This is a genomic window from Rufibacter ruber (assembly GCF_014138425.1).
GTDB lineage: Bacteria > Bacteroidota > Bacteroidia > Cytophagales > Hymenobacteraceae > Nibribacter > Nibribacter ruber_C.
The window spans coordinates 58,849-83,174 of sequence record NZ_JACJIQ010000019.1 but is presented as its reverse complement, the minus strand read 5'-3'; the positions used below and the strand labels follow the sequence as shown (position 1 = coordinate 83,174).

22 protein-coding genes are annotated in these 24,326 nt (G+C 52.9%); 11 read left to right on the top strand and 11 right to left on the bottom strand.

The genetic code is table 11. The annotated features are described in order from the left end of the window. Positions 1-29: 29 nt before the first annotated feature. Positions 30-533 carry an ankyrin repeat domain-containing protein gene (locus tag FHS90_RS18900; RefSeq protein ID WP_182514186.1) on the top strand — a complete coding sequence of 168 codons (504 nt, stop codon included), beginning with the start codon at positions 30-32 and terminating at the stop codon, positions 531-533. A gap of 61 nt (positions 534-594) precedes the next feature. Here FHS90_RS18900 and FHS90_RS18895 read toward each other — a convergent pair whose 3' ends face one another. The 5 genes from FHS90_RS18895 to FHS90_RS18875 form a co-directional block, all read right to left on the bottom strand. Then, on the bottom strand, positions 595-1,929 hold the full coding sequence (locus FHS90_RS18895) for an NAD(P)/FAD-dependent oxidoreductase (protein ID WP_182514185.1): 1,335 nt from the start codon (positions 1,927-1,929) through the stop codon (positions 595-597). 118 nt (positions 1,930-2,047) lie between these two features. Then, positions 2,048-2,956 carry a YihY/virulence factor BrkB family protein gene (locus FHS90_RS18890; protein WP_066835924.1) on the bottom strand — a complete coding sequence of 303 codons (909 nt, stop codon included), beginning with the start codon at positions 2,954-2,956 and terminating at the stop codon, positions 2,048-2,050. A 62-nt stretch (positions 2,957-3,018) separates the two neighbouring features. Next, complete coding sequence (locus FHS90_RS18885; RefSeq protein WP_066835923.1) at positions 3,019-3,297, bottom strand: hypothetical protein; 279 nt, start codon at positions 3,295-3,297, stop codon at positions 3,019-3,021. A 199-nt stretch (positions 3,298-3,496) separates the two neighbouring features. Further along, positions 3,497-3,913, bottom strand: coding sequence for a hypothetical protein (locus FHS90_RS18880; protein WP_182514184.1), 417 nt, complete (start codon positions 3,911-3,913; stop codon positions 3,497-3,499). 189 nt (positions 3,914-4,102) lie between these two features. Continuing rightward, positions 4,103-4,306 carry a hypothetical protein gene (locus FHS90_RS18875; RefSeq protein ID WP_182514183.1) on the bottom strand — a complete coding sequence of 68 codons (204 nt, stop codon included), beginning with the start codon at positions 4,304-4,306 and terminating at the stop codon, positions 4,103-4,105. A 901-nt stretch (positions 4,307-5,207) separates the two neighbouring features. Between FHS90_RS18875 and FHS90_RS18870 the strand changes: the two genes are divergently transcribed. Next, positions 5,208-6,134: an alpha/beta hydrolase gene (locus FHS90_RS18870; protein ID WP_066835916.1), complete on the top strand. Its 927-nt coding sequence runs from the start codon at positions 5,208-5,210 to the stop codon at positions 6,132-6,134. 497 nt (positions 6,135-6,631) lie between these two features. Here FHS90_RS18870 and FHS90_RS18865 read toward each other — a convergent pair whose 3' ends face one another. The 6 genes from FHS90_RS18865 to FHS90_RS18840 form a co-directional block, all read right to left on the bottom strand. Then, positions 6,632-8,641 (bottom strand): ATP-binding protein, encoded by a 2,010-nt coding sequence (locus tag FHS90_RS18865; protein WP_182514182.1) that lies wholly within the window; start codon positions 8,639-8,641, stop codon positions 6,632-6,634. Positions 8,642-9,393: 752 nt separating this feature from the next. Next, positions 9,394-10,662 (bottom strand): glutamyl-tRNA reductase, encoded by a 1,269-nt coding sequence (gene hemA / locus FHS90_RS18860; protein ID WP_182514181.1) that lies wholly within the window; start codon positions 10,660-10,662, stop codon positions 9,394-9,396. Between the two features lie 1,709 nt (positions 10,663-12,371). After that, positions 12,372-13,439 carry a response regulator gene (locus tag FHS90_RS18855; RefSeq protein WP_066835910.1) on the bottom strand — a complete coding sequence of 356 codons (1,068 nt, stop codon included), beginning with the start codon at positions 13,437-13,439 and terminating at the stop codon, positions 12,372-12,374. Next, complete coding sequence (locus FHS90_RS18850; RefSeq protein ID WP_066835908.1) at positions 13,436-14,668, bottom strand: hybrid sensor histidine kinase/response regulator; 1,233 nt, start codon at positions 14,666-14,668, stop codon at positions 13,436-13,438. The genes FHS90_RS18855 and FHS90_RS18850 overlap by 4 nt, the downstream gene beginning before the upstream one ends. A gap of 165 nt (positions 14,669-14,833) precedes the next feature. Continuing rightward, positions 14,834-15,283, bottom strand: a complete 450-nt coding sequence (locus tag FHS90_RS18845) for a response regulator (protein WP_066835901.1) — start codon at positions 15,281-15,283, stop codon at positions 14,834-14,836. Positions 15,284-15,296: 13 nt separating this feature from the next. After that, entirely contained in the window at positions 15,297-16,835 is a 1,539-nt protein-coding gene (locus FHS90_RS18840) for a sensor histidine kinase (protein WP_066835900.1), read from the bottom strand. Between the two features lie 298 nt (positions 16,836-17,133). Between FHS90_RS18840 and FHS90_RS18835 the strand changes: the two genes are divergently transcribed. From FHS90_RS18835 to FHS90_RS18795, 9 genes are all read left to right on the top strand, one after another. Next, the gene (locus tag FHS90_RS18835) at positions 17,134-17,547 is read left to right on the top strand and encodes a hypothetical protein (protein WP_182514180.1); all 414 of its coding nucleotides are present in this window, start codon (positions 17,134-17,136) and stop codon (positions 17,545-17,547) included. 59 nt (positions 17,548-17,606) lie between these two features. After that, positions 17,607-18,449, top strand: a complete 843-nt coding sequence (locus tag FHS90_RS18830; RefSeq protein WP_182514179.1) for a universal stress protein — start codon at positions 17,607-17,609, stop codon at positions 18,447-18,449. A gap of 108 nt (positions 18,450-18,557) precedes the next feature. Further along, on the top strand, positions 18,558-19,403 hold the full coding sequence (locus FHS90_RS18825; protein WP_182514178.1) for a universal stress protein: 846 nt from the start codon (positions 18,558-18,560) through the stop codon (positions 19,401-19,403). A gap of 39 nt (positions 19,404-19,442) precedes the next feature. Continuing rightward, positions 19,443-19,886 (top strand): Hsp20/alpha crystallin family protein, encoded by a 444-nt coding sequence (locus tag FHS90_RS18820; protein ID WP_182514177.1) that lies wholly within the window; start codon positions 19,443-19,445, stop codon positions 19,884-19,886. 279 nt (positions 19,887-20,165) lie between these two features. Then, positions 20,166-20,537 carry a group III truncated hemoglobin gene (locus FHS90_RS18815; protein ID WP_182514176.1) on the top strand — a complete coding sequence of 124 codons (372 nt, stop codon included), beginning with the start codon at positions 20,166-20,168 and terminating at the stop codon, positions 20,535-20,537. Between the two features lie 3 nt (positions 20,538-20,540). Next, positions 20,541-20,906 carry a hypothetical protein gene (locus FHS90_RS18810; protein WP_182514175.1) on the top strand — a complete coding sequence of 122 codons (366 nt, stop codon included), beginning with the start codon at positions 20,541-20,543 and terminating at the stop codon, positions 20,904-20,906. A gap of 420 nt (positions 20,907-21,326) precedes the next feature. Then, positions 21,327-22,211: a universal stress protein gene (locus FHS90_RS18805; protein ID WP_182514174.1), complete on the top strand. Its 885-nt coding sequence runs from the start codon at positions 21,327-21,329 to the stop codon at positions 22,209-22,211. Positions 22,212-22,236: 25 nt separating this feature from the next. Next, entirely contained in the window at positions 22,237-23,412 is a 1,176-nt protein-coding gene (locus FHS90_RS18800; RefSeq protein ID WP_182514173.1) for a L,D-transpeptidase family protein, read from the top strand. An 11-nt stretch (positions 23,413-23,423) separates the two neighbouring features. Continuing rightward, positions 23,424-24,278, top strand: a complete 855-nt coding sequence (locus tag FHS90_RS18795; protein ID WP_066839531.1) for a PDDEXK family nuclease — start codon at positions 23,424-23,426, stop codon at positions 24,276-24,278. Positions 24,279-24,326 lie beyond the last annotated feature (48 nt).

Here is a 24,326-nt window from a genome sequence, read left to right as displayed (position 1 = left end):
GTATCTTGATCTAAACCAGATATACAACCATGCAAGACGCTCCCTTTACCTCCACCAGAAAAGAAGACCTGCTTTTTGACGCCGCCCGCAAAGGCGACACCGCCTATATCCAGCAGCTGATCTCAGAAGGCATTGACCTCAACATCACCGATGGCCGCGGGTTTACCCCCCTGATCCTGGCCTGCTATGAAGGCCATCTGGAAACGGCGAAGACGCTCATAGAAGCGCAGGCCAATGTGAATACCCAAGACTTCGGGGGCAATACGGCGCTCATGGGCGTGTCATTCAAAGGGTATCCTGAGGTGGCGGAACTGCTTATTGCCAACGGGGCTGATTTGAACCTGCAGAACGGCAACGGCGGCACCGCCCTGATGTTCGCCACCCTATTTGGCCGAAACAACCTGGTGAAACTGCTGCTGGACAAAGGCGCTGACACCACCATCAGAGATGCGCGGGGACTTACCGCGTTAGATCTGGCGCACCAGCAAGGCAACACAGCCGCACTGGAATATTTCAGCAACCACCAAGCCTAAAGCAGACAACTTCCGTTTTTGGCCTGCTTTACTGAAATCAGGCCAAAAACGGAAGCTATTATCAAAGCACCGTCTTGTGCGTGATGGTTTCCTTGATGGGAATATTCTCCTGCTTGTTCCCAATAATCAAGCGGTTGCCCGAGTCATAGGTGAAGTAGTTCCAGAACCAATTACTCATGACCATCAACCGGTTCCTGAAGCCCACAATCGAAATCAGATGAATGAACATCCAGATGAGCCAGGCCAGAAAGCCTTGGGTCTTGATCTCCTTGCCAAACAGTTTCAGATCGGCTACGGCCTTGTTGCGGCCAATGGTGGCCATGGCACCCTGGTCATGGTAATGGAACGGCTCCAGCGGCTGCCCCGCCATTAAGCGCGGCAGGTTTTTCCCCAGCAGCTTCCCCTGCTGGATAGCGGGCTGCGCCAGCATGGGGTGGCCGTGCGGGTTCTCAGGGGTGACCATGGCGGCAATATCGCCAATGGCGAAGACGTTGTCATAGCCCGCCACGCGGTTGTACTCATCTACCTGCAGTCGGTTGCCGCGCAGGAGGCTTTCGGGCTTGAGGCCGCTGACCGGGTTCCCCGTCACGCCGGCGGCCCAGATAAGGTTGCGGGTGGTAAGGGTTTCGCCGGAAGTAAGGGTCACGGTGTGGCCGTCATAGCTTTTCACCCGCCGGTTCAACAGCACCTGCACGCCCATCTTCTCCAGAAACTCCAGTGACTTCTGTGACGCCTCCGGCGACATGCCTTTGAGCAGTTCACCCCCGCTCTGGATCAGGTGGATGTCCATGCTCTGGAAGTCCAGCTCCGGGTAATCTTTAGGGAAAACGTGCAACTTAAGCTCACTCAGCGCCCCCGCCAATTCCACGCCCGTAGGTCCGCCGCCCACAATCACGTAGTCCATGAGGCTGTTGAGCTGCTCTGGGTCATCTAGCTGCAGGGCGTTTTCAAAGTTGCAGAGTATGGTGTTGCGCAGGGTAATGGCATCTGTCACACTTTTCATGGAGATGGCGTTCTGCTCCATCTGCGCATCGCCAAAATAGTTGGTGGTGGCACCCGTGGCAATGACCAGATAATCATACCGCACCAGCCCAATGCTGGTCTCCACCAACTGCTGCTCCGTGTCCACGCGCTCCACTTCGGCCAGCCGGAAAAAGAAATTCTCCTGCTTCTCAAACACCTTCCGGAACGGGTGAATGATAGAATCTGCCTCCACGCCCGAAGTGGCCACCTGGTACATGAGCGGCTGAAACGTGTGGTAGTTCTGCTTGTCAATCAGGATCACCTGCACCTGGGCGGTGCTGAGCGCTTTCACCAGCTCCAGCCCTCCAAAGCCGCCGCCAATCACCACCACCTTGGGTTTGCCTGTACTCTTGATGCGTGCGTAGTTTGCCATACGTGTCTGGTTGGTCCCACCCTGTTTTACCCGCTCGCGGGCAGTGGGTTATTGAAAGTTGGTTTTGAAACCCGTTTTTGGCCTGTTTTTCAGAAAACAGGCCAAAAACGCTTTCATATTACTCCTCCTTCTCCACCTCATGCTGCTCCACCTTTACGGCGTGGTCAGAGGCCTTGACACCTTGGTCATGCTCCCGCGAGTAAACCTGGGTGAACTCGGCGCCCAACAGGAATACCACTGAGGCATAGTACACCCACACCAGCAGGAGCACCACAGAGCCGGCCGCACCGTACGTATCGGCCAGCGGTTCATGCTGCAGGTAGATGTTGAGCAAAAACTTGCCCGCCACAAAGAGAATGGCCGTGACGGTGGCCCCCACCCATACATTCTTCCACCTGATCTTGGCATCTGGCAGCACTTTGAAAATGGCGGCGAAGATGAGAATGCTGATCAACACTGAAACCACCAGATTGCCCGCATTGATCAGGTACACCGCCCCGCCTGACAGCTGCTCCCGCAGAAAGTCATTGATCACCCCCAGAATAATCTCTACCGAGAGGGACACCAGCAGCAGAAAGCCCATACTCACCACCATGGCCAGCGACAGCACCCGGCTCACAATGAGGTTGAGCCAGGCCTTCTCCGGTTTGGCCTTCACCTCCCACATGGCGTTCAGGGCATCCTGTATGGCCACAAAGACGGTGGTGGCGGTAAAGATCATGGTGCAGACGCCCACAATGGTACCCACCGTACTGGCCGGGGAAAGACTGGCGTTCTGGATGATGTTCTGGATCTGCTCTGCGCTGTCACGCCCCACCAGACCGCTGATCTGCTGCACCACCTGCCCCTTCACCGCATCTTGCCCAAACACTGAGCCGGCAATCCTGATCATGATGATGAGCACAGCCGGCAACGAGAAAATGGTGTAGAAGCCAATGATGGCCGCGTAGTCCAGCGGCCGGTCATCTGTGAATTCCTTGAAGGTGAGTTTGGTGAGTTTCCAGGTGTACTTCCAGTTGGTAGCCATAGGGTGCGATGGTCAACAGGGTATTCCCCTCAGAGAACAGGTCTTTACAATTGCTTTGCGGCTTACCCGTTGCGTTTTTTGGCTTCGGTCTGAATGACTTTCAGTTCATCTTTGGCGGCGCGCAACCTGCTTTTGGCAGCCTTCTCCCGCTGCTCAGCCTCGTCTACCGCCCGCTCGGCCTGGTCCACCTCCTTCTCCAGTTCATCTATTTTGCGCTGCTGCGCCGCCACAATGGGGTCACTGGAATAGCCGCTGCCGGAAAACACAGAGCAACTCATCATGAATGGAAAAACAAGGAACAGGGTAAAGCGGGTGAATCTTGAAAAGGTTGAAGCAGTCATACACTGAATTAGTAGGTTTCTAAGGTTCTTACGGCTCCTATTGCACACTTGTTCCTGCTCCCCCCTTTTCACCGGGCCTGCACCAACTTTTCCCCCTGGCTTTCAGCCGAAACAGAAACTCCTGTTTTCGGCCTGTTTTACAGAAAACAGGCCGAAAACAGGAGTTTCCTCACTTCTACCAACGCAGAGGTACGGCTGTTTACAATGCTGGCAGGTTATTGGCTTTGCGCTGCAGTTTCTGTACTTTGTCGGGATCCATCTCCTCTGGGCGGGACAGCGCGCCCACCACCAGTCCGGTCAGGCCCATAACCAAAAATGTATTGCGCGCCTTCTCATTTTTAGCGAACCCGAACAGCCACGGCGCTGCCAGGGAGAAAAGGCTGGTGGCGAAGTCAATGGCCAGGTGTGCCTTGTACGGCATCACCTTCACCGCACCCCATTCGGCGCGGGTCACCAGGGCAGACACCAACGTACCGCCGCTAATGGCCCGGCAGAGGGTGGTGGCGGTTTCTTCCTCGGTGAAGCCTACGGTCTCCGGGGCAGAGGCTACGGCAGGGATATACGCTACATCGGCTATGCCGTGCAGGGGTCTGGAAATTGGTTGCCAGTTGTTCATGAATTCTTGCAGTTAAGGTACAACAAAGGCCGTCACGGGGACTGCCAGCTCTTTCTTTCCCTCTTCTGTACGAGGCCCTACCACCTTTGTTCCTGCCGCCGCAGGTTTTGCCCGGGCAGTTACTCCTATTTGCGTTTCTGGCCTGTTTTTTCAAAAACAGGCCAGAAACGCAAATCATAGACTGAACCGTTAGGCGGGAAGGGCAGTCCTGATCTCCAGCCGTAGCAAAAGGCTCAGCCTAGTGCTCAGCGTGTCACTAATGCACTTGAGTTCTTCTTGCGTGTACTGGTAAAAGTCCAGCTGGTTGATGAATTCCACGGCATCTGTGCACGCGGCTAAATCTGCATTTTCTATGGTCTGGAGGACTGCGTTCAGCGGTATTTTTTTCTTCATAACACAATGACTACAAATGCTTTCCCAGTGAACACCGCTGGTGCAGTATGATTCCGGCACAGCAGCAAATTCAGTAGTTATCAAGCAATTACCGTAATAGCCGCAAGTACCCCGTCCTTTATATACCGCAGTCCATCTCATCCTATACCTCTGGGTTGGCCTACAGCTCCGTCGTTTACTCCCAACAGGAAAACAGCAAGACCCGGAACGAACTTCTGCGCCACAGAGGGCAGAAGAGAGGTGAGACCGCCGCCGTGGCATTCCGTAACCTCCGTAAGGGAGGGACCAGGTCACCAGCTTGAACCAGTGCCTTGATTTATCACTTCTGCTTTTGCTTCTCATTTCTGCCTTTGCTTCTCCTCCTGAAACACTTTTGCCCCTGGCTGATGTGCGCAGCACGGGTTCACCACAGGCTAGCGGATCAGCAGTGGTTACCTACAGAGGTAGAGAGAGAAAATAAGGCTGATCAGGAGAGGAACAGCAACCAGTCCTGGCGGTGAGCGCCTCTGTGACTACGGTGCCGAAGGCGTAGTTTTAACAGCAGTGCTCACCGCCAGGACTGGGCCCCGCGGCCGTGAGCGCTTAGCAGAGGCAATGCAACAGCAATGGGATTTGGTACCGGAGCAAACGGAACAGCCAATGGAAACAGCCAAGGGAATACCCAAGGGAATAGTTAAGGGAACAGCCAACTATGCATTCCAGCAGACCATGAACTGCCGTTCACAATAGGAAAAACCACCCACACCTCTCCCAAGCTCTCGCCTTTTCTACCAGCCACAGAAAGGTAGACCACAGGCAGTAGTGCCAAATCAAAACCAGATAAAAGGATTTTTCCTATCTTACCCGGTCTGTGGCCATAGCGGCAGATTATTTTTCACTTACGTAACCCATTGCAACACCCATGAAAAAAGCACTTCTGCTGCTCGCGTTTCTCCTATGTCACCTGGCATCTTTCGCCCAATCCCAAAAATTCACCACGCTCACCTATTTCCAGAACGACACCCTCAAATTGGAGCTGGATTTGTTTCTGCCCGCCAAGCCCGGCAACGGGAAGCTGCCGTTGGTGTTGTTTGAGCACGGCGGCGGCTTTTCGGGCGGAGACCGCAAGAGCGGGCACGGGTTCTGCTCCTATCTGGCTGATAAAGGTTACGCCGCCGCCACTATCACCTACACGCTGTTTGCTAAAAATAAAAACTTTGGCTGTAACGGACAGCTGGCCGAGAAGATCAAGGCCTTTCAGCACGCGGCCAATGGTCTGTGGTTAGCTACGGCCTACTTCCTGAAGAACACAGAAAAGTATAACCTTGACCCGGCCGCTATCTTTGTGTCTGGCAGCAGCGCCGGGGCAGAGGCCGCCTTGCACGCCGCCTTCTGGGACTACAAGCGCATGAACCTTTACCCGCAGGTGTCACTGCCCGCCAACTTCCGCTACAAAGGCGTTATCTCGGGGGCCGGGGCGCTCATGGACCTGAACCTTATTACTCCTGAGAACAAGATTCCGGTGTTGCTTTTCCACGGAAGTGCTGACACAACGGTGCCATACGGGACGGCCGCCCACCACAGCTGCCCCACTAATTCCTCAAACTGGTTCATGTTGTTTGGTTCACTCTCTATTTACCAGCACCTGGTGCACCTGCATGGGAACACGCGTCTCATCACCTACTGCGGCGGCACCCACGCCTATAGCGGCGAACTCTTTGGTAAAAACCAGCAGGTGCTGGTGAAATTCTTAGATGATGTGATGGCTGGCAGCAAAACCCAGGAGCACGTGATAGTCTCAACTGGCAAAAAAGGCGACCGCCCCAACGCCTACTCCTTTTGCGAATAACCAAGATTTTGCCCGCTCTAACTGACCAGGCGGTCACGAGAACAAGAACCGGTAGTTGAGCCTGTTTAACGGTGTCAAAAATCACCGTCTAAAAGTGGTCTTCACCCTTATACTATTTATTTGCTGTTATGCGAAGAAAGTAGTCTTAAGAGCCTGGCCGGTTAAAAAAAGGAGGTTGGCAGATAAAATGTCACCATTGGGTGATTCAGCTTTTCAGATATCTTCTAAAGCCCTCGCACCTTCTGTTCCAGGTGCGAGGGCTTTTCTGTTTTGGGGCTGTTTTTTCAAAAACAGCCCCAAAACAGAAAAGAGGTCTCCTATAAGAGGAAAGAAAGGACACTTTCAGCTGGAGGCAGAGAGCCTAGCTGCTTCTTACGTCTGTGAAAAAGTATGTGAAGGCACCCGCCGTCACATGCGGATGGGTCAAAACCACCACAGCGCATGGTCCCGCCCGCAGGAGTTCCACGGCAGGGAAGGAAAAGCTGTTCTACCCAGTGTTAATGGGAAGCCTGTAACTCTGGAGATCGCATTTTGGCTGACCAACCAGGTACTGCTTCGGCCTGGGGTAACGTAACGGAGAAGATGCTTCCTTTGCCTTCTTCGCTGGTAACAGTGATTGTTCCGCCCATGGCGTCTAACAGCTCTTTGCAGAGCATCAGCCCCAGCCCTGTCCCTACTTCATTGGAGGTACCCAAGGTGGTGAAGCGGTCTTCTGAGAACAGCTTGTGCAAATGCTTGGCGGCTATCCCCTTCCCGAAATCAATAACTGACACCGTTACCAGTTGGTCCTGCACGTGGGCCTTCACCTGCACTTCCCGGCCTTCAAATGAGAACTTGATGGCATTCATGAGCAGGTTCCTCAGCACAAAAGCCATACGCTCCCTATCAGCGAGTACCACGGTCTCTTCAGGGACCAGGTTGAGAAGCGTTATCTGCTTTTGGGCAGCTGCATACTGTACCACTTCCAGGGTCTCATCTAACACCTGTGGCAGCGGCAGCGGCTGTACATGCACCACGGCTTCCTCTAACTGGCTTTTAGACCAAACCAGCAAGTTGTTCAACATGTCTTCTACGGTGTCTACGTCTTTGGCGAGAAGCTCAAGAATACGCTGCAGTTCCTCCGCAGACATATTATGGACCTGGGTGAGCGCCAATATACCTTTCAGGGTGGTAAACGGTGAGCGCAGATCATGTGAAACAATTGAGAAGATCTTGCTTTTAAAGTTACTGGTTTTGGCCAGAAGCTCATTCTGGGTCTGCAGAACCGCTGACTGCTGCAGGATTTCCTCCTGATGCTGGCGTATCTCCCTGTTCTGTTTCTGGACCTGCTCATGCACGCCCTTCAGCTGTTTATAAGCCTTGATCAAACGTCTCCTGAAAAAGAGAGAGACTGACAACAACAACATCATTAAGGACAGCATTACCCCCCCCGCCAGCAGTGCCCCTCTCTGGTAACGCAAAGATTGGTCTTGGCGCTCTTTCTCAGCCTTGAGCTTCTGGTCTTCCAGCTCATGTTTCTCGCTCTCATAGCGGGCAATAATCTGGGAAGCGTTTTTAGACTGGGCCTCTGCGTCAAGCTTCTCCATGTGCTCCAGGGCCACCGTCTGGTACTTATACGCCTGCTCAAAGTTCTTCTGGAGCGCGTACAGATCCTGGAGTAATTTGGCAGCGGCTACTATTTTCTTGCCAGACCTGGTTTCCTGGGCCACAGAAAAGCTTTGCCGGGCATAGGCCAATGCTTTGTTACGGTCTCCCTGTTCCTGGTAGGCTTGTGACAGAGCGGCCAACGTAACAGTCTCATTCATTCTATTGCCCAGGTCCTGGTCAATTGCCAAGGCCCTGTTCAAGAAAGGAAGTGCTTTTTGGGGTTGGTGTAAAGCCGTAAGGGTATTGCCAATATTCTGGAGAACCACCGCCAGTACTTTACGCTCCGGGAACTGTTCCAGCAGCCGGGCAGATTTCTCATAGTAGGGAAGCGCCTGCGCAAACGCTTTCTGGTCACTGTACATGCTCCCCAGGTTGTTGTACACTTTGCTCAAGGCCAGCAGGTTCTGCACTTGAAGGGCAAGGGCTTCGGCTTTGTGATAATAGCCTAGTGCCCGTTTGTCATCTTTGATCTTCTGGCTGAGCACGCCAAGAATATTATAGGTGGTGATCATGTTGGCGGTATCGCCGGCCTGTTCAGCCACTTTGAGGGCCGCAAAATAATAAGTAAAGGCCTTGTCATTCTCGCCCAGGATCACATGCCCCGCCCCCAGTTGGTTCAGAGCGGCGGCTCTGCCTCTGGCATCATGGGCACGGGTGGCTACCTGTTCTGCCTGCCGGGCATAGGCAATGGCCTGTTGTACATCAGAGAGGGAGGCTTGTTTACTCAGCTCACAGAGAATCTTTACGCGCGCAGAATCTGTGGCCGCCTGCCGAAGGGCAAATTTCAAACTGTCTACCGGGGTAGTCTGCGCCAGCACCAACAGAGGCAACCAAAAGAAAAGGAATAGAAGTTTTCTCATACCCGCAGCTTACCGGCAAGACCACCTACCCAGCAGAAAGCCTTCACAATTTCATTTTAATTGTAAAGTAGACATTCTCACGGTAGAAAACATTCCGTGACCGTGACAATAATTCTACTTTTCCCTTAATTACTGGTACCCATAGCCGTTTAACTAGTCAGCGAAAGTAGAATTTTACCAGCCTGTTTTCGGCCTGTTTTCCTAAAAACAGGCCGAAAACAGCTGAGAATCAATTGGTAGCTTTTATTTTCCTGCGGCGGTTGCACCACATTTGCAGGCTGTCACCGTAAGTTTATTCGCCTTGTAACCCATGATAAGCGGTACAGGAGCCGCTTCATCAGGTATTTCCCCTACCCCGGAAGTTATCCTGTAAAACGGTGCCTATAGGGGTTCAACTAACGCAACACAATTCTGCCCAGTATGTAAGTAAAATGTACTTAACCAATCTTTGCTGAAGGAGGTTGCCACAGAAGCGGCGTTCTAACTGATAAACGAATTGGTAATAGAGACGAAGGAGAAAGTAAAGGGTGAGACTGGCCCATTTTTCATCAGATTGGCTGCAGCCAGGAGCAACCAGCCCAAGGTGTTGGGGCTCATCAGACGTTCGTTCTCAGCAAACCAGGGAAGGCGATTAACAGGAATATGGAAAAGCTTGGTACCGGGGGCGTTCCTATCCAGGAAGTTCAGGAACAACTCCTCCTTCAACCAGCCGGGCAGACCACCCCAAAAGTTTGCCCATTCTTGCGGCCCCGTTAGGCCAGCTGTGGCTCCTGCTCTAACCGGAACAGGGCGCTCAACCCCTCCAGCATGGCTTCTGATTCTCCGCGCTGGCATGCGGCTTTTAGCTCCAGGGCCGGCATCTTTACAATTTTGTTCAGGATATTTTTGGTGATGGTCTCCACCAGTTCCTTCTCCCCGTCTCCCAGCTGTTTGACAAACCGGGCCACTTCCCGCTGCCGGATCTCCTCCAGCCGGTTCTTGAACTGCTGCAACGCCGGCGACATCTGCATTTCACGGGTCCAGGTTTGGAAATTGGCCATTTCATCGGCAATAATGGCTTTGGCCGCGGGAATGGCTGCCAACCGCTTTTCCAGGGCTTCAGTAGCGCGGTTTTTGATGTTGTCAATGTTGTACACGGCGGTGTTTGCCAGTTCATTGAGGTTGCCATCAACACTGCGGGGCATAGAGAGGTCTAAGAAAAAGGCGGGTGCCTTCTCCCCCATCTGTGCCACCTGCTCAGCACTGATAAAAAAGCAATCACCCGGTACCGAGGAAATCACCACGTCTGCCTGCCGCATCTCTTCCCACACTTTTTCCCAGTAGATGGCGCGGGCGTTGCACTGCTTGGCCAGTTCAACCGCTTTGTGGTGCGTACGGTTGGCAATGGTCAGGTTCTGGATGGTAGATTTCTGGAAATTATCTGCCACGTTGGCGCCTATCTCCCCAACCCCCAGCATCAGCACTCTGGGGTTCTCCAGATGCCGGGTCAGCTCCTCTACCAGTTCAACGGTGGCATAAGAGACAGAAGCCGCCCCGTCTTTGAAAGCGGTTTCATTTACTACCCGTTTGTTTGTAAAGAAGATGGTGTGCAGCAGGCGGTGCAGGTACGGACCCGCCATTCCGGCATCTGCCGCCCACTGGTAGGCGTTCTTCACCTGGTTCATGATCTGCATATCTCCCACCACCTGTGACTCCAGCCCCAGCGCCACCTGAAACAGATGCTGCACCGCCGCCTCAGGCTGGTCAATGTGCAGAAAGTACGGTTTCACGTCGCTGGTTGAGATAAAGCCTTTTTCCATGGCTATCAACTTGATGATCTCCTGCGAGTAATCTTCTGAGGCAGCGTAATACACCTCTGTGCGGTTACAGGTAGAAAGCACCAGCACCTCTTGCGCCAGGGTAAATTCCTTGATTTTGTCCAGCAGGTTACGGCAGCCAATCTCATTTAAAGAAACGGCTTCCCGCACGGCAATGGGGGCTTGCTTGTAAGAGAGCGTAAGGGCTTTGAAGGAAGTCTGCATTTTCTGGGTCAATTTCTAATGCAAATTTCAGCAGAAACCAGTCCCCTAAATATGATGCTCGTCATTTTACAGGAAGAGGTTCATCAGTATTTGAGGGCAGAGGGATTTCTGTTTTAGGCCTGTTTTCAGAAAAACAGGCCTAAAACAGCCCGGTAGCACAACTATTATCACGTTGAATTACTGATATTGGCGCAGTTCTGCGCGCACTTTCAGGTCATTGGAGCAGTTGGTACTGTGGGGGCAGCCGCATTTGAACCTACCCCTACCCCTCCCTGGAGGGGAACATCTGCAATGCGTAGGACAAGTGACGGGTGACCGTACCTCAGCAATGCGTGTCCTCCTGAGTAAACCTCCCCCTTCGCCCCCTTCAAAGGGGGAGTATTGAAGTGAGTTCTGAGTCTTGAGTCCTGAGTGCTGAGTCCTTTCTTTTTCCCCTAGGCAATTCTGCATGGATGAAGTAGCAATGCCTGGTTTCGCTGCCGCGCCGCGAGGGCAGCCAGAGACCGGCCGTCAGCTGTAGGCACGATTCTGGGGACCCGTGCCAGCGCGGGAGTATCAGCTGGAGTTAGTAGGCACGGAAGTAACTTCCGCGCCATAGAGGGGCAGAAGAGGGAGCCATAGAGGGCAGAGGTAGTGTGAGGCTGCCGCCCCATGTAAGCTTAAAGCTTCCGCCACCATAGGTCCAAGTTGGAAACTTGAACCAGAGAAAGCGGCAAACAAACAACAATGAACAATCAACACTTCTGCCAGTGGCACCTCTGTTAAATTAGCACTTCTGCCCCTGGCTGATGTGCGCAGCACGGGCTCGCCTCAGGCTAGCGGATTAGCAATAGTTACCTGCAGAGGCAGATCTAATAGCACAAGCATTTACAGGAGAGGAACAGCAACCAGTCCTGGGGGTGAGCGCCTCTGTTAATACGGTGCCGCTCCGGCGGCAAGGCCGGAGGGCCTAGTTTTAACAGCAGTGCTCACCGCCAGGACGGGGCCCCGCGGCCGTGAGCGCTTACCGGAAAAGATGAAACAGCAATGGGATTTCGCTCCGGAGCAAACAGCCCAGCCAGGGAAACAGCAGACCACGCATTCCTAAAATAACAGCACTGCAGCAAGCGGCACAGCCTAGGGAACAGCAGACCACGCATTCCTAGAACAACACCACTGCATCCAACAGCCCAGCCAAGGGAACAGCGGTCTACGCATTCCAGCAGCAAAGGAACAGTGCAGCCTATGAGGCACTTCCAATTGCGGTTCAGCCAGGGGGAGGACAGGCTTTTCACTGTTAAGAAGAACCGCAGACCATGTATTCCTTTGACATCAGCAGAAAAAATCTACCACCAACTGCGCATGCACCACCAACAACGCTGAAACAAAACAAGTGGCTGAGTCAAAAACGTCTGCAGAATATGCCCAACAGGAGGTCCATGAGAAGGCCTTCAACTACGAAGCTGTTTCCTTTTCTTTAGTGATGGACCGTGACGGACCTTGGCAAGGGGCGTGAGCGTGTGCCTACGTTTTGGGGCTACTTTCCAAAAAACAGCCCGGAAACAGGGGTTCACTTAAACTAAAGGCACCAGCACACGCATGTGCCATTACCTGAATTAAAAACGCTAGACCGCTTCTACTCCTCTAAAGAAGTAAAAAAGCTGTTTTCGGGCTGTTTTCTGAAAAACAAGCCAAAAACAGCTCTATCACAAGAGGGACAACCCCAGACCTTAATTTCTCATTTTTGCGAGCTTCTGCGAATTCAGGATAAAGATCTTGCTGCCGCGGGTGTCAATCAGTTTCTCGTCTTTGAAATCAGCCAGCGTGCGGATCACCGTTTCTTTGGAGGCCCCTACAATACTGGCCAAATCATCACGGGAGATAGACATCTCAGTGGTGTCTGCGGCAACGCCCTCCTGCTTGTACTGCTTCTCTACCAGCAGCAGCGCCTCGGCCACGCGTTTGCGCACGCTGTTGTAGGCTAACTTTAAGAGACGGTCTTCCCGGTCTGCCAGGTTGTCTGAGAGAATCTTGATGAACTTGTTGGCTACGTCCCGGTTCTGGTGCAGGAGCGTGAAGAAGTCTTCTTTGGGTATCAGGTAGACCTCTGCGTCTTCCATGGCCATGGCCGATTCGCGGTACGCGTTTTCTTCCAGCAGGTCCAGATAGCCAATGAAATCGCCGTCTTTGTAGAGGTTGGTAATGTACTCGCGGCCGTCTTCATTCACCTTGTAGGTTTTTACCTTGCCTTTGCTCAGGAAATACAGCGCGTTGGGGTACTTGCCCTCCAGAAAGAGGTTGTGTTTTTTCTTATAGACGGTGATTCTGCGCTCGTCACTGATGAGTTTGTTAAGGTCTTCATAGCCTTTGGCCTCCTGTATAAAGTTGTCAAGCCCCTCCACGTTCTTCTGGAATTCGGCTTTGAGGATCTCGTTCTTCCGGAGGCGCATTTCTACGGCGTCCAGCAGCTCCAGGTCATCAAAGGGCTTGATCAGGTAATCATCGGCCCCCAGTTTCATGCCCTTCCTGAAATCTTCTTTCTCAGACTTGGCGGTGAGGAACACAAACGGAATGCTGGAGGTCTCAGGGCTTTTGCTCAGCAGGTGCAGCACCCCATAGCCGTCTAGCTGAGGCATCATGATGTCACAGATGATGAGGTCTGGCTGCTCCTTGCGGGCCAGGTCAACGCCCACCTTTCCGTTTTCGGCCTCTACCACCTCATAATTGGCCAGGGTGAGGATCTCAGCCGTGTTCTCCCTGATTTCCTGGTTGTCTTCAATCAGCAGTATTTTTTTCATAGCTCAGCAGTTTGCGGGAACGTGATGGTAAAGGTAGTGCCTTCGTCTAAGACGCTGGTGAAGTCCATAGAACCTTCCATGACCTCTACGTAGCGTTTTACGATATTGAGCCCCAGACCGGTTCCCTGGATGTTGGTGGCGTTGTGCGCCCGGAAGAACGGGGTGAACAAATGAGTCTGGTCAGCCTCCGGAATCCCTATGCCTTCGTCCCGCACCGTAATGGAGACGGCGCCGGGAGAGATGGCGGTTGTGAAATGAATGGTCTTGCCTTCAGCGGAGTACTTGCTCCCGTTGGAAAGCAGGTTGATCAGAATGTTTTTGAACAGCTGTTTGTCTAGCGCCACCGTGCGCTGCCCCCCCTCATGCCGGTACTCAATGCGCTGCCCCTCTTTCACCAGGGCCTGCATGTCTTCTACCACCTCCTGGGAGAAATTGACCAGATCAAACTGGGCGGGCACGTTGTACACCTTGCCCTCCTCTATACGGCTCATAGACAGGAAGTCATTGAGAATAGTGGTCAGGTTCTGCACCGCAGATTTGATGCGGTCTACGTGCTTGAGCCGTTTGTCATTGTCTTCTGCTGAAGTATAGCGCGCAATGATAGAGGCCGAAGACAGCACAGTGCTCAGCGGTGTTCTGAACTCATGCGAGGCGGTGGTTACAAACCTGGACTTGAGTTCGTTCAGCTCCTTCTCTTTCTGCAGGGCTTTCTCAATCTCCAGCTGGGCATCATACAAGATCTTGTTGGTCTTCTCCAGTTTATGGATAGCCTCTGCCAGCTCCTGCGTGCGCTCCTCTACCCGCTGTTCCAGCTCAGAATTCAGTTTCTGGATCTCGTTCAGACTTTTGGCGTGCTCAATGCTGTACCGGATGGAGCGTTCCAGGTCAAAGGGGTTGAAGGTGCCCTTCACCAGATAATCCAGTGCCCCGGCGCGCATGGCTTTTTCATCGGTTTCGCGGTCAGTTTGGCCGGTGAGCAAAATAAAAGGGGCGGTGCTTCCGCCAGAGACCGCCTGGGTGATCAGATTCAGTCCGTTTTCGGCACCCAGAAAAAAATCAACCAGGTAGACATCATGCCGCTGCTCTTTGATAATGTCCAGCGCCTCTGTGAAAGACGAGGTCCAATCCAGGTGATAGCTCCGGCCCTGAATATCTTCTATGATATCTCTGGTGATGATGTAGTCATCTTCATCATCATCTACCAACAGAATTCTGGTTTGATCTGGCATGATGGTCTATTTGAAGGGAGAAGGTGCCCCCCATTACGGGGGGGGCAGTTGCGTTTTGGGGCTGTTTTGGCCAAAACAGCCCCAAAACAGCCTGAACTGTAAGTAAAAAACCTGGCTTCATGTTCTTCACAGGCAGGCCAGCCGCCCGTTTCAAAACAGGAAAACCTAGGGTTTGGGTAGTTCTACAATCTCAAACCAATATTTGGTGAGGGTCTTCATGACGTCTACCAAGGCGGCAAAGGTTACGGGTTTAGTGATAAAGGAGCTTACGCCCAGGTCATAGGTACGCAGAATATCCTCTTCGGCTTTAGACGTGGTCAATACCACCACCGGAATCACCCGCAGATGCTCGTCAGACTTGATTTCCTTCAGGGCTTCCCGGCCGTCTTTCTTGGGCATGTTCAGATCCAGGAGAATGAGGCCGGGCGTAGGGTACTGGTTTTTGTCTGAGAACCGCCCCTTGTTGTGCAGGTAGTCCAGCAGTTCCTCGCCGTTTTCTACAAATTGAATCTCGTTTGTCAGCCGGTTTTCCTCCAGGGCCTCTTTGACTAACATACGGTCTTCGGCGTCATCGTCGGCAATCAGGATCACAATTGTTCTTTTCTTTATGCTCATTGTACAGGAATGTCTATTCTTGCAGGTGTTTGGTGGCTAAGGTAATAATAAATCTGGTGCCAACTCCTTGTTTGCTTTGGGCGGTGATGTCACCGCCATGGCGGGTGGCTATCTTACGGCAGATAGCCAGGCCAATGCCAGAGCCTTCATATTTCTGCCCCTCCAGCCGCTGAAAGATATTGAAAATCCGGTCCAGGTACTTCTCGTCAAAGCCTATGCCGTTGTCTTCAATAGAGATCTCCACGTGCTCATCTCCGGGGGTGGAGGTTAGGTGCGCCCGGCGCTGCACCAGGCGGGAGGTGATTTTGATGACCGGGGTGGCCTCTTCCCTCCGGAACTTGATGGCATTGCTGATCAGGTTCTGGAAGAGCTGGCGTATCTGGGTGGGCTCCGCCTCAATAACGGGCAGGGGCGTGCGTTCAATCACGGTGCCGGTTTTCTCAATGGTGATTTCCAGGTCAGACAGCACCTCCTGTAAGATCACGTCTAGGTTCACCTTCTCAAACGGTTTAGATTTGGTGGTGACGCGGGAGAAGGTAAGCAGGTCATTGATGAGGTTCTGCATTCTCACGGCCGCATTGAGCATGCGGTCTATGTAGTCCTGCCCCTGCGCACTCAGGTGGTCTTTCTCCTTGTTCTTGAGCCGGTCACCAAACGCCTGTATCTTTCTGAGCGGCTCCTGCAGGTCATGCGAAGAGACGTAGGCAAAGTCCTGCAGCTCCCCGTTGCTGCGCTCCAGCTCGGCGGCGTAGCGCCGTAGCCGCTCTTCACTCATCTTCTGGTGGGTGATGTCATGAATAAAACCGGTGTACACCTTGCGGTCTTCCAGCTGCACCTCGCTTATGCTCAGGTATAAAGGGAACACCGTCCCGTCTTTTTTCAGGCCGGAGACCTCACGGCCTATGCCAATGATCTTCTTTTGGCCGGTGCGGTGGTAGTGGTCCATGTAGGCATCATGGCGGCTGTGGTCTGGCTCTGGCATGAGCATACTGATGTTCTGGCCCAGCAGTTCCTGGGCTTCATAGCCAAACAACCTGGCCGCCGAGGGGTTTACCATTTCCATGATGCCGCGGGGGTCTATGGTGATAATGCCGTCTACCGCCGCCTCAATGATAGAGTTAATCTTGTTCTCGCTCTCCCGCTGGGCCCGCTCTGCCTTCTTCTGCTGCGAGATGTCATGCACAATGCCCGTGAAAATGACTTTGTCTTTCAGCCGTGCCTCACTAATACTCAGCAGAAACGGAAAAACGGAGCCGTCTTTGCGCTGCCCCACCACCTCACGGCCTTTGCCAATGATCTGCCCTTCGCCGGTTTTATAGTAGTTGACCATGTACTGGTCATGCCGGCTCTTATCAGGCTCTGGCATGAGCATGCTGATGTTTTGGCCAATGACCTCCTCTGGCAAATACCCAAAGATGCGGGCCGCCGCCGGATTCACGGTTTCAATGATACCTCTGGCATCTATGGTGATGATACCGTCAATGGCCGTGTCAATGATGGCTTTCAGCCGAATCTGGTCATCCAGGTTCTGAGGGTGTGGTAGTGGTTCCAAAGGCAAAAATAAATGGCAGTCTAAAAGTAGCTAATTGAACGGCATCTGTCAATGCGGGTTCCTCAATTACAGGCATTGACAGCTGCGTTTTAGGCCTGTTTTCAGAAAAACAGGCCTAAAACGCAGCACCGTTAGAAAAACCATCTAAAAAACACAGAGACGAAGCACGGGGCACAGCCCCAGTGCCAGATGACCGGCATCACCTCCAAAGGTGATGATTGTCATTGACTTAAGCTGATAAATTGAAAAAATTTGAACCACTATTCTAAACCGTTCACCGCAAAAACCTGAGAGACAAATGGAAACTGTTCATCAACCCACACCCGCCTTGCTGGAGACCAGCATCTCCCACCTGCACCAGGAAAGCAAGAACTGGGTACAGGAGATTGAACTCTGGAGAAATGAGTTCAGCTTCTTCCAAAAGCTTCTGGAGAGCATTGCCCCCAAGGCCCATGCTGTAGAAGACAAAAAGCAGATTGACCATTTTCAGCACCTCATCACCTATTTTCAGGGAGAGTTGCTTGACCAGTTCGCACATGACGTCAGGCTGCATGAAAACTACCTGCAAAAGCTTGGCCGGGAAGACAGTTCCTTCCAGGACCAGCCATACCGGGAGCAGCACCAGAAGCAGAAAGAGCAACTGGCCGCCTTTGCGCTTGACTACAGGCAGTACCGCCAGGAGCTGTTCCAGTTTGCCGAGCAGTACCTGTAGGTACCGGTACGGCCAGCCAGTCTTTCTTTCATGTTCTATCTAAAATAACCCCCTCACCCATGGAGACTATTCTTTGCCCAACAGATTTTACAGCGTGTTCAGAAAACGCCATTCGCTACGCAGCCGCCCTGGGGCAGCCTATGGGCGCCCGGTTGATCTTATACCACAACATCTATGAACCCGTGCTCATGGACCTGGCCCCTTTTGGTACCGCGCCGCTGGTAGAGGCCGTACAAGACCCGGTTTACAGGGAAGGGCAGCAGCAGAAACTGGAGGCCCTGGCAGAGGCGCAGCGGGAGTCGCCGTTCAACAGCGGGGTTTCTGTTGAGTGCCAGCTCAGCTACGGCCATACGCTGGACTCCATGGTGCACACCCTCCGGAAAGAGCACGTAGATTTGCTGGTCATAGGGCATGAGGGGTTTCAGGAAGTGTTTGGCTACTCCCTCACCGCCAGAATCATTCATGAAGCGCCCTGCCCCGTGCTGGTGGTACCGCCACACGCTTCCTTCAAGTACCTGAACAGAATTGTGTTCGCCACAGACCTTAAAGGTGAGTCTTTTACAGACATGAGCCTGGTCTGCCAGATTGCCAAACTCTTCAACGCTGAACTGCAGCTGCTTCACATCTTAGAGGAAGATACTTTTACTGGCCGGCAACGCGCCCAGGCCGGCCTAGGGCTTTTACTCAAGCGGCTCCCCTACAACAAAGTTTCTACCCACCTTGAGGTGCACCCGGAGATTGAAGAGGGAATTCACCAGTTCTGTTTTCAGCAGAAGGCTGACCTGGTGGTCATTGGCCACCGTACCAAAAACTTCTGGCAGCATCTTTTTCTCCAGGACAACACCCGCCAGATTGCGGCCCAGACTTTTCTCCCGCTCCTGGTTGTACACCACACGCTTTAAGCTTCTGCAAAAGATGACATTTCTCATTTCCGGAACTGCGGAAGATCATCTGGCACGCCCCTTAAATATACCATCTTTACTATGTAACATCCTCACCTCCTAAAGACCATGCAAACGATCATCTGCCCCACAGACTACTCAGCCTGCTCCATCAACGCCATACGGTATGCTGATGAGATAGCCCAGCGCCTAGATTCCCGCATCATCCTGTTCCACTCTATTCATGAACCGGCTCCCGCCTATGAAGATTTCAGCATTGACACAGAGGCGGCCCCAGAAAGCCTGCACGGGGAAGAGGTTCGTCACTTAGGCAAGCTGAAGGCCATTCAAACCTACCTGGAGAACACTGACTGGGGAATCCCCATCAGCTATGAGACCCGCATAGGGTATGGCAAGGCGGCTGACACCATTGCCCATGTTACGCAACAAGAGCGGGCAGACTTGTTAGTGCTGGGCTATGAGCCGGTTCAGGGCCTGAAGGAGATTTTTGTTGATTCCATGGCTGCCTCCCTTATTAGAAACACCACCTGCCCCGTCTTGCATATTCCTGCTAACACAGACTTCAAACCCCTTCATAGAATTGTGGTGGCGGTAGAATTACAGGGGCTTTCTGGCTTTGATACTGCTTTCCTGCTAAAACTGGCAAGCCTGTTTGGGGCAGAGCTTCAACTGCTGCACGTGCTGCCAAAAGAAGACAGGGAAGCCCAAGCCTTTGCCTTTGAAGAGTTACAGCGCGCAGGCAGGCGGTTACAGTATGAGTATGTTTCTTACCATGTGCAGACCAGCCCCTTTGTAGAGGAAGGGATCAGCCGGTTCTGCCGGGAGCAGAAAGCTGACATGCTGGTAGTTGGGTTCAAGCCTGTCAACTCATGGCAACACCTTTTTCCCCCAACCTATCTCCAGAGCGAATCTACCCACACCTACCTCCCCGTGCTGGTGCTCCATCACAAATAAAAACAAATCCCATATTCTTTCACCTTAACCATAAAAACTATGTCACTCTTACCTAAAACCTCCCATGAACTCACCCCTTTCCGCTCCCTTCTCACAGACCTGGTAGAGGTAGACAAATTCTTTGGGCAGTCTCCCTGGTTTGCCGGACCCAAAAAGACCCCTTCGGCCAATATCAAAGAAAAAGCCGACAGCTACGAGATAGCCCTGGCAGTACCGGGCATGGAGAAAAAAGACTTCAGGGTTGAACTCAGCAACAATGTTTTAACCGTCTCAGCAGCGCGCAAGGAGGAGAAGAAAGAGGAGAAGGAAAACTATACCCGCCAGGAGTTCACCTATGACTCCTTCTCCCGCTCCTTTGAACTGCCCACTTCTGTGAACGCAGACGCCATAGATGCCCAGTACAAAGAAGGAATCCTGTCTCTTCACCTCCCTAAAAAGAAGGAAGCCATTGACCCGGCCAGAAAAGAGATTGCCGTTGCCTAACGGTTAGGCCCGCTCTCTTTCCTGTATTTTTTATTGCAGGAACTTTGCAATTCCTCACCGTTGCGTTTTAGGGCTGTTTTTCCCAAAACAGCCCTAAAACGCAACGGTATTGCAGTGACAGGCCAACCATTCAGCACCTACTCTCTCTCCTTTTCAGGAAAAGCAGGTATTTCTTCAAGTGCTGCCCCACGGGTGGTTTTCTTTCAGAAAAAACTGAGAACGCAGGAACATTCTTTGCCCTCCCTCCTTCCCCAATCCTTTACCTCCAAACCCACCACTATGCCCACTACTTCCTTCCCTACCACTGATATTAAAACCGATGCTGACATTGCCCTGCTGGTAAAGGTGTTTGAGCAGAAGGCCCAGCAACACGCCTTAGCTACTCCCGGTCCGGTTGCAGAGCAGGAAAAGCAGGAGCGGCTCATGTTCAGGTACTGGCGCTCAGTTCTGTTGGAGGCCAAGCCGTACCTGCAGCACCCTCTGGCGCCCTATGCCTTCCTGCAGATTCCGGCCGGCCACATAGGCAGATGGATTCACTTGTTTTATGAGACACTGGAGGAAAACTTCAACGGCAGCCTGGCAGACATTGCCAAAGCCCGTGCCTCTAATCTGGCCCGTCTTCTGCACCTTCCCTCCTTACCCCACTGCTGACCTATGGCTCCCACTGCCCATCTGGAGGAGATACTCCAGGGAATACTACAGGAGGAGGACATTAGCCAACTGGTTGACACGTTTACGGCGGCCTTCTACCGTTTACCCTACTCTCCTGCCTTCACCCCTGAGCTGGAAGAGGTTGTACCCCGGCTGTACACCCTCCTATGCTGGTTGCTGATGGGCAAGGCCCTCTCCCTCCCGGATCAAACTGTCCTGCTGTTTGACAGAAAGCCCTGGCGGCAGCTCCTCCACCAGACCGTGGCCACCCATTTTCACGGCCGGTTGGCTGAACTGGTTACAGCCAAACTCTCTACCAAGCTAAAAAACCTGAAAGCCGCTCCTACCCTTTTTCTGCTGGTCAACTAAAAAAGGACGCTGTTTAGCCGTTTTACTTAAATGTATGGCGTAAGCCTCTGCTTGTGCCTTTAGGGTCAATAAGCTTCTGTTTCAGGGCTGATTTTTGGAAAGCAGCCCCAAAATGAAAACACACCCGCTCGGTTGCGTCCTGCCCAAGTGCCGTCACGGTTCATCACCATAGAAAAGGGAAAACTATAAACAGCTTCTATAAAAATGGAGCGCCTGCACTACCTGTGGCCAACGTCTGTTTTAGGGCTGTTTTCAGAAAAACAGCCCTAAAACAGACGTTGGCGTTTGGGCAGAGGTCACTTTTTTAAGGCATGATGAAGATCATTTTCACCTTTGACCGCCATCATCTGGCCACCCGGGCGCAACCGCTACTTTTGTAAAGGCTTTGGAAAGCACCAAACCCTGACAGACGTATTCCCCATGACTACCATACTGGTTCCCACAGATTTTTCTAAGAATGCCGCCAATGCTGTTGACTTTGCGGTAGCACTGGCCCGCCGCGTGAAAGGGAGGCTGCTTTTGATTCATACCGTAGAGCTACCCGCCTCCAGCACGCCAGAAGGGTTGATTCTGCTGCCGGTAGACACCAGCCTGGTAGAAGACTGTGAGGAGGAGCTGCAGAAACAGGCAGAGCAGATCAGGCTGCAGCATGCGTTCCAGTTTGAAGTGGACACTTTCTGTCTGTATGGCTCACTGGTAGGGCAGTTGAATGAGCTCATCCGGACCCAGGCGGTAGACCTGGTGGTGATGGGCACCAGCGGGGCCAGCAATTTCATTGACAGATTTATTGGCACCAATACCGCTTCGTTTATCAAGGCGGCCCATTGCCCGGTACTGGCCATTCCGGCCAATGTCACCTTTAAGGGCTTCCATAAGATAGCCTATGCCACAGATTTTGAAGGGGAGGAGACGGTGTTTCTGAAGCAGCTGTTCCAGTTTGCGGCCCCTTTCAAGTCTGAGGTAAGTATTGTGAACGTAAGGCCAGAGGAACAGCGCGAACTGGTCTCTGACTATAAGCCGCTAAAGGAAATCACCAAGCATTACCCTGGCAATGAGTACCAGGTGGTGCTCCTCCCGGGGAGCAATGTGGTGAAAAGCCTTAAAACCTTTGTAGCAGAACACCACATGGACCTTCTGGCGGTCTCAATCCATGAACGGGGCTTTTGGGACCAGCTGTTCCACAAGAGTATTACCAAAGAGTTGGCCTATCAGGCCTTTATTCCGTTATTGGCGCTTCCGGAGGAGCCTTACCAAACCTTGCCTTCCTCCTGGTCTGGAAAGTTAAAACCGCAACCAGTGCAGTAACCAGTATCCTCCTAATTCCCCCTAAATGAATGTTCAGGCACGTCTCTTATTGCTACCTTTCCTGCTCCTGTTCTGCGCTTCTGCCTGGGGACAAACTAAAACTTTTGTTCCAGCTGTTCAGATACAAAGACTAAAGGCCGCCCTGCAGGAATACCAGCACCTGGATGAAGACAACCTGTGGACCACGTTCCCGAACAAAACCTGCCTTCGCCCCGGCGAAAAAGACCCGCTCATTTCCGGCCTCAGAACTAATTTGTTTCTGATGGGGGACCTGCCCAGCCTCGCCTCGCCCACAGACTCTTCTTTTGATGAACTGCTCACCCAGGCCGTAAAGAAATTCCAGCGCCGGCACGGGCTGGAAGCAGACGGGGTGGCCGGTCAGGCCACCTTAGAAGCCCTCAACATCACCCCGGCCCAGCGGCGGGCGCAACTGGCACTGAACCTGCAGCGGTGGCAAGCTGACTCTTCCCGCACCCCACAGCCGCTGGTCCTGGTGAACCTCCCGGAGTTCATGCTGCACTTGCTTGACTCAACAGGCACACAGGTCTGGGAGACACAGGTGGTCATTGGCCAGACGCCAAAAATCTACCAGACCGTGCCTCTGGAAAGCAAGATCAGTTACCTGGTGGTCAACCCTACCTGGACCGTACCGCAAAGCATTATCAAAAGGGAAATAGCCCCCATGCTTAAAACCAACCCGCAGTACCTGGCCCAGAACAACATGGTGGTGTACCGGCTGCAAGGAAAGACGCGGGTACCCGTCTCCCCCTCTGCCATAAACTGGGAGAACTTTGATGCCGCCCGGGAGAATATTCTGGTAGTACAGCAGCCTGGCCCGCACAATGCCTTGGGCCGTATCAAGTTCATGTTTGCCAACCAGCATTCCATCTACCTGCATGACACCCCGGCTAAAAGCCTGTTCTCTCACCCTATCAGGGCCTACAGCCACGGGTGTGTGCGGGTGCAGAACCCAGAAAAGCTGGGGGCCTACCTCCTTGACCAGAACTGGGCAGACGGCCTGCAGCCGGCAAAGGCACTGCAGCAGACAAGTCCGGAAAAAAACTTTTATTTGCCGAAACCAATACCCGTAAAGTTGGCCTACTACACCAGCTGGGTAGATGATAACGGAGAAGTGCAGTTCCGGAGAGACCTCTACCAGCTGGACGCCCTCACTACACCCCAACCGGAAATGTTCCAATAGCCCATTAGCCTATGACCAAACCCAAGAACGTACTGGTGACCAAATCTTCTGGCGAGACCGCGGCATTCTCTTACCAGAAACTGAAGAAGTCCTTAGCGGCCGCCGGGGCGAGCGAAGCCATCATCAACACCATCATTCCGCAGGTAGAAGGCCTGCTGTACCAGGGAATCCCCACCAGACAGATTTACAAAAAAGCCTTTGCGCTGCTCAAAGGCAAACCCGGCGCCCTGGCGGCCCGGTACAAACTCAAGAACGCCATCATGGAGCTGGGGCCGTCTGGTTACCCGTTTGAGCGTTTTATTGGGGAGCTGCTCAAAAGCCAGGGGTACCAGGTGTCTGTTGGGCAGATCATGAAGGGACAATGTGTGAACCATGAGATTGATGTGATAGCCACCAAAGGCTACCAGTACTTCATCATTGAGTGCAAGTTCCATAACCAGTCCACCTACCAGTGTGATGTCAAGATCCCGCTTTACATCCATTCGCGCTTCAGGGATGTAGAGGCCGAGCTCCGGAAAAAATCTGGCCGCGAAGACCTCTTTTACCAGGGCTGGGTGGTCACCAACACCCGGTTCACCCTAGATGCCATCACCTACGGCCAATGTGCCGGTTTGCACCTGCTGGGCTGGAACTACCCTGAGGGCAACAGCCTCAAGGAGTTGATAGAGAAAACCGGCATCTACCCTCTTACCACCCTCACCACCCTCACCAGCTTTGAGAAACAGCACCTGCTCCAGGAGAAGATGGTCCTGTGCAAAGATATCTGCCAGAAACCCTACCTGCTGGAAGAACTAGGCATAGGCGGGGAACGGCTCAGGAGAATCTTGCGGGAGGCGTACGATCTCTGCGGGTCAACCCCCACCTGATTGCCCCCGCTGCCTACAAGGCCGTCAAGCTGCAGGTTGCGGGAGTAG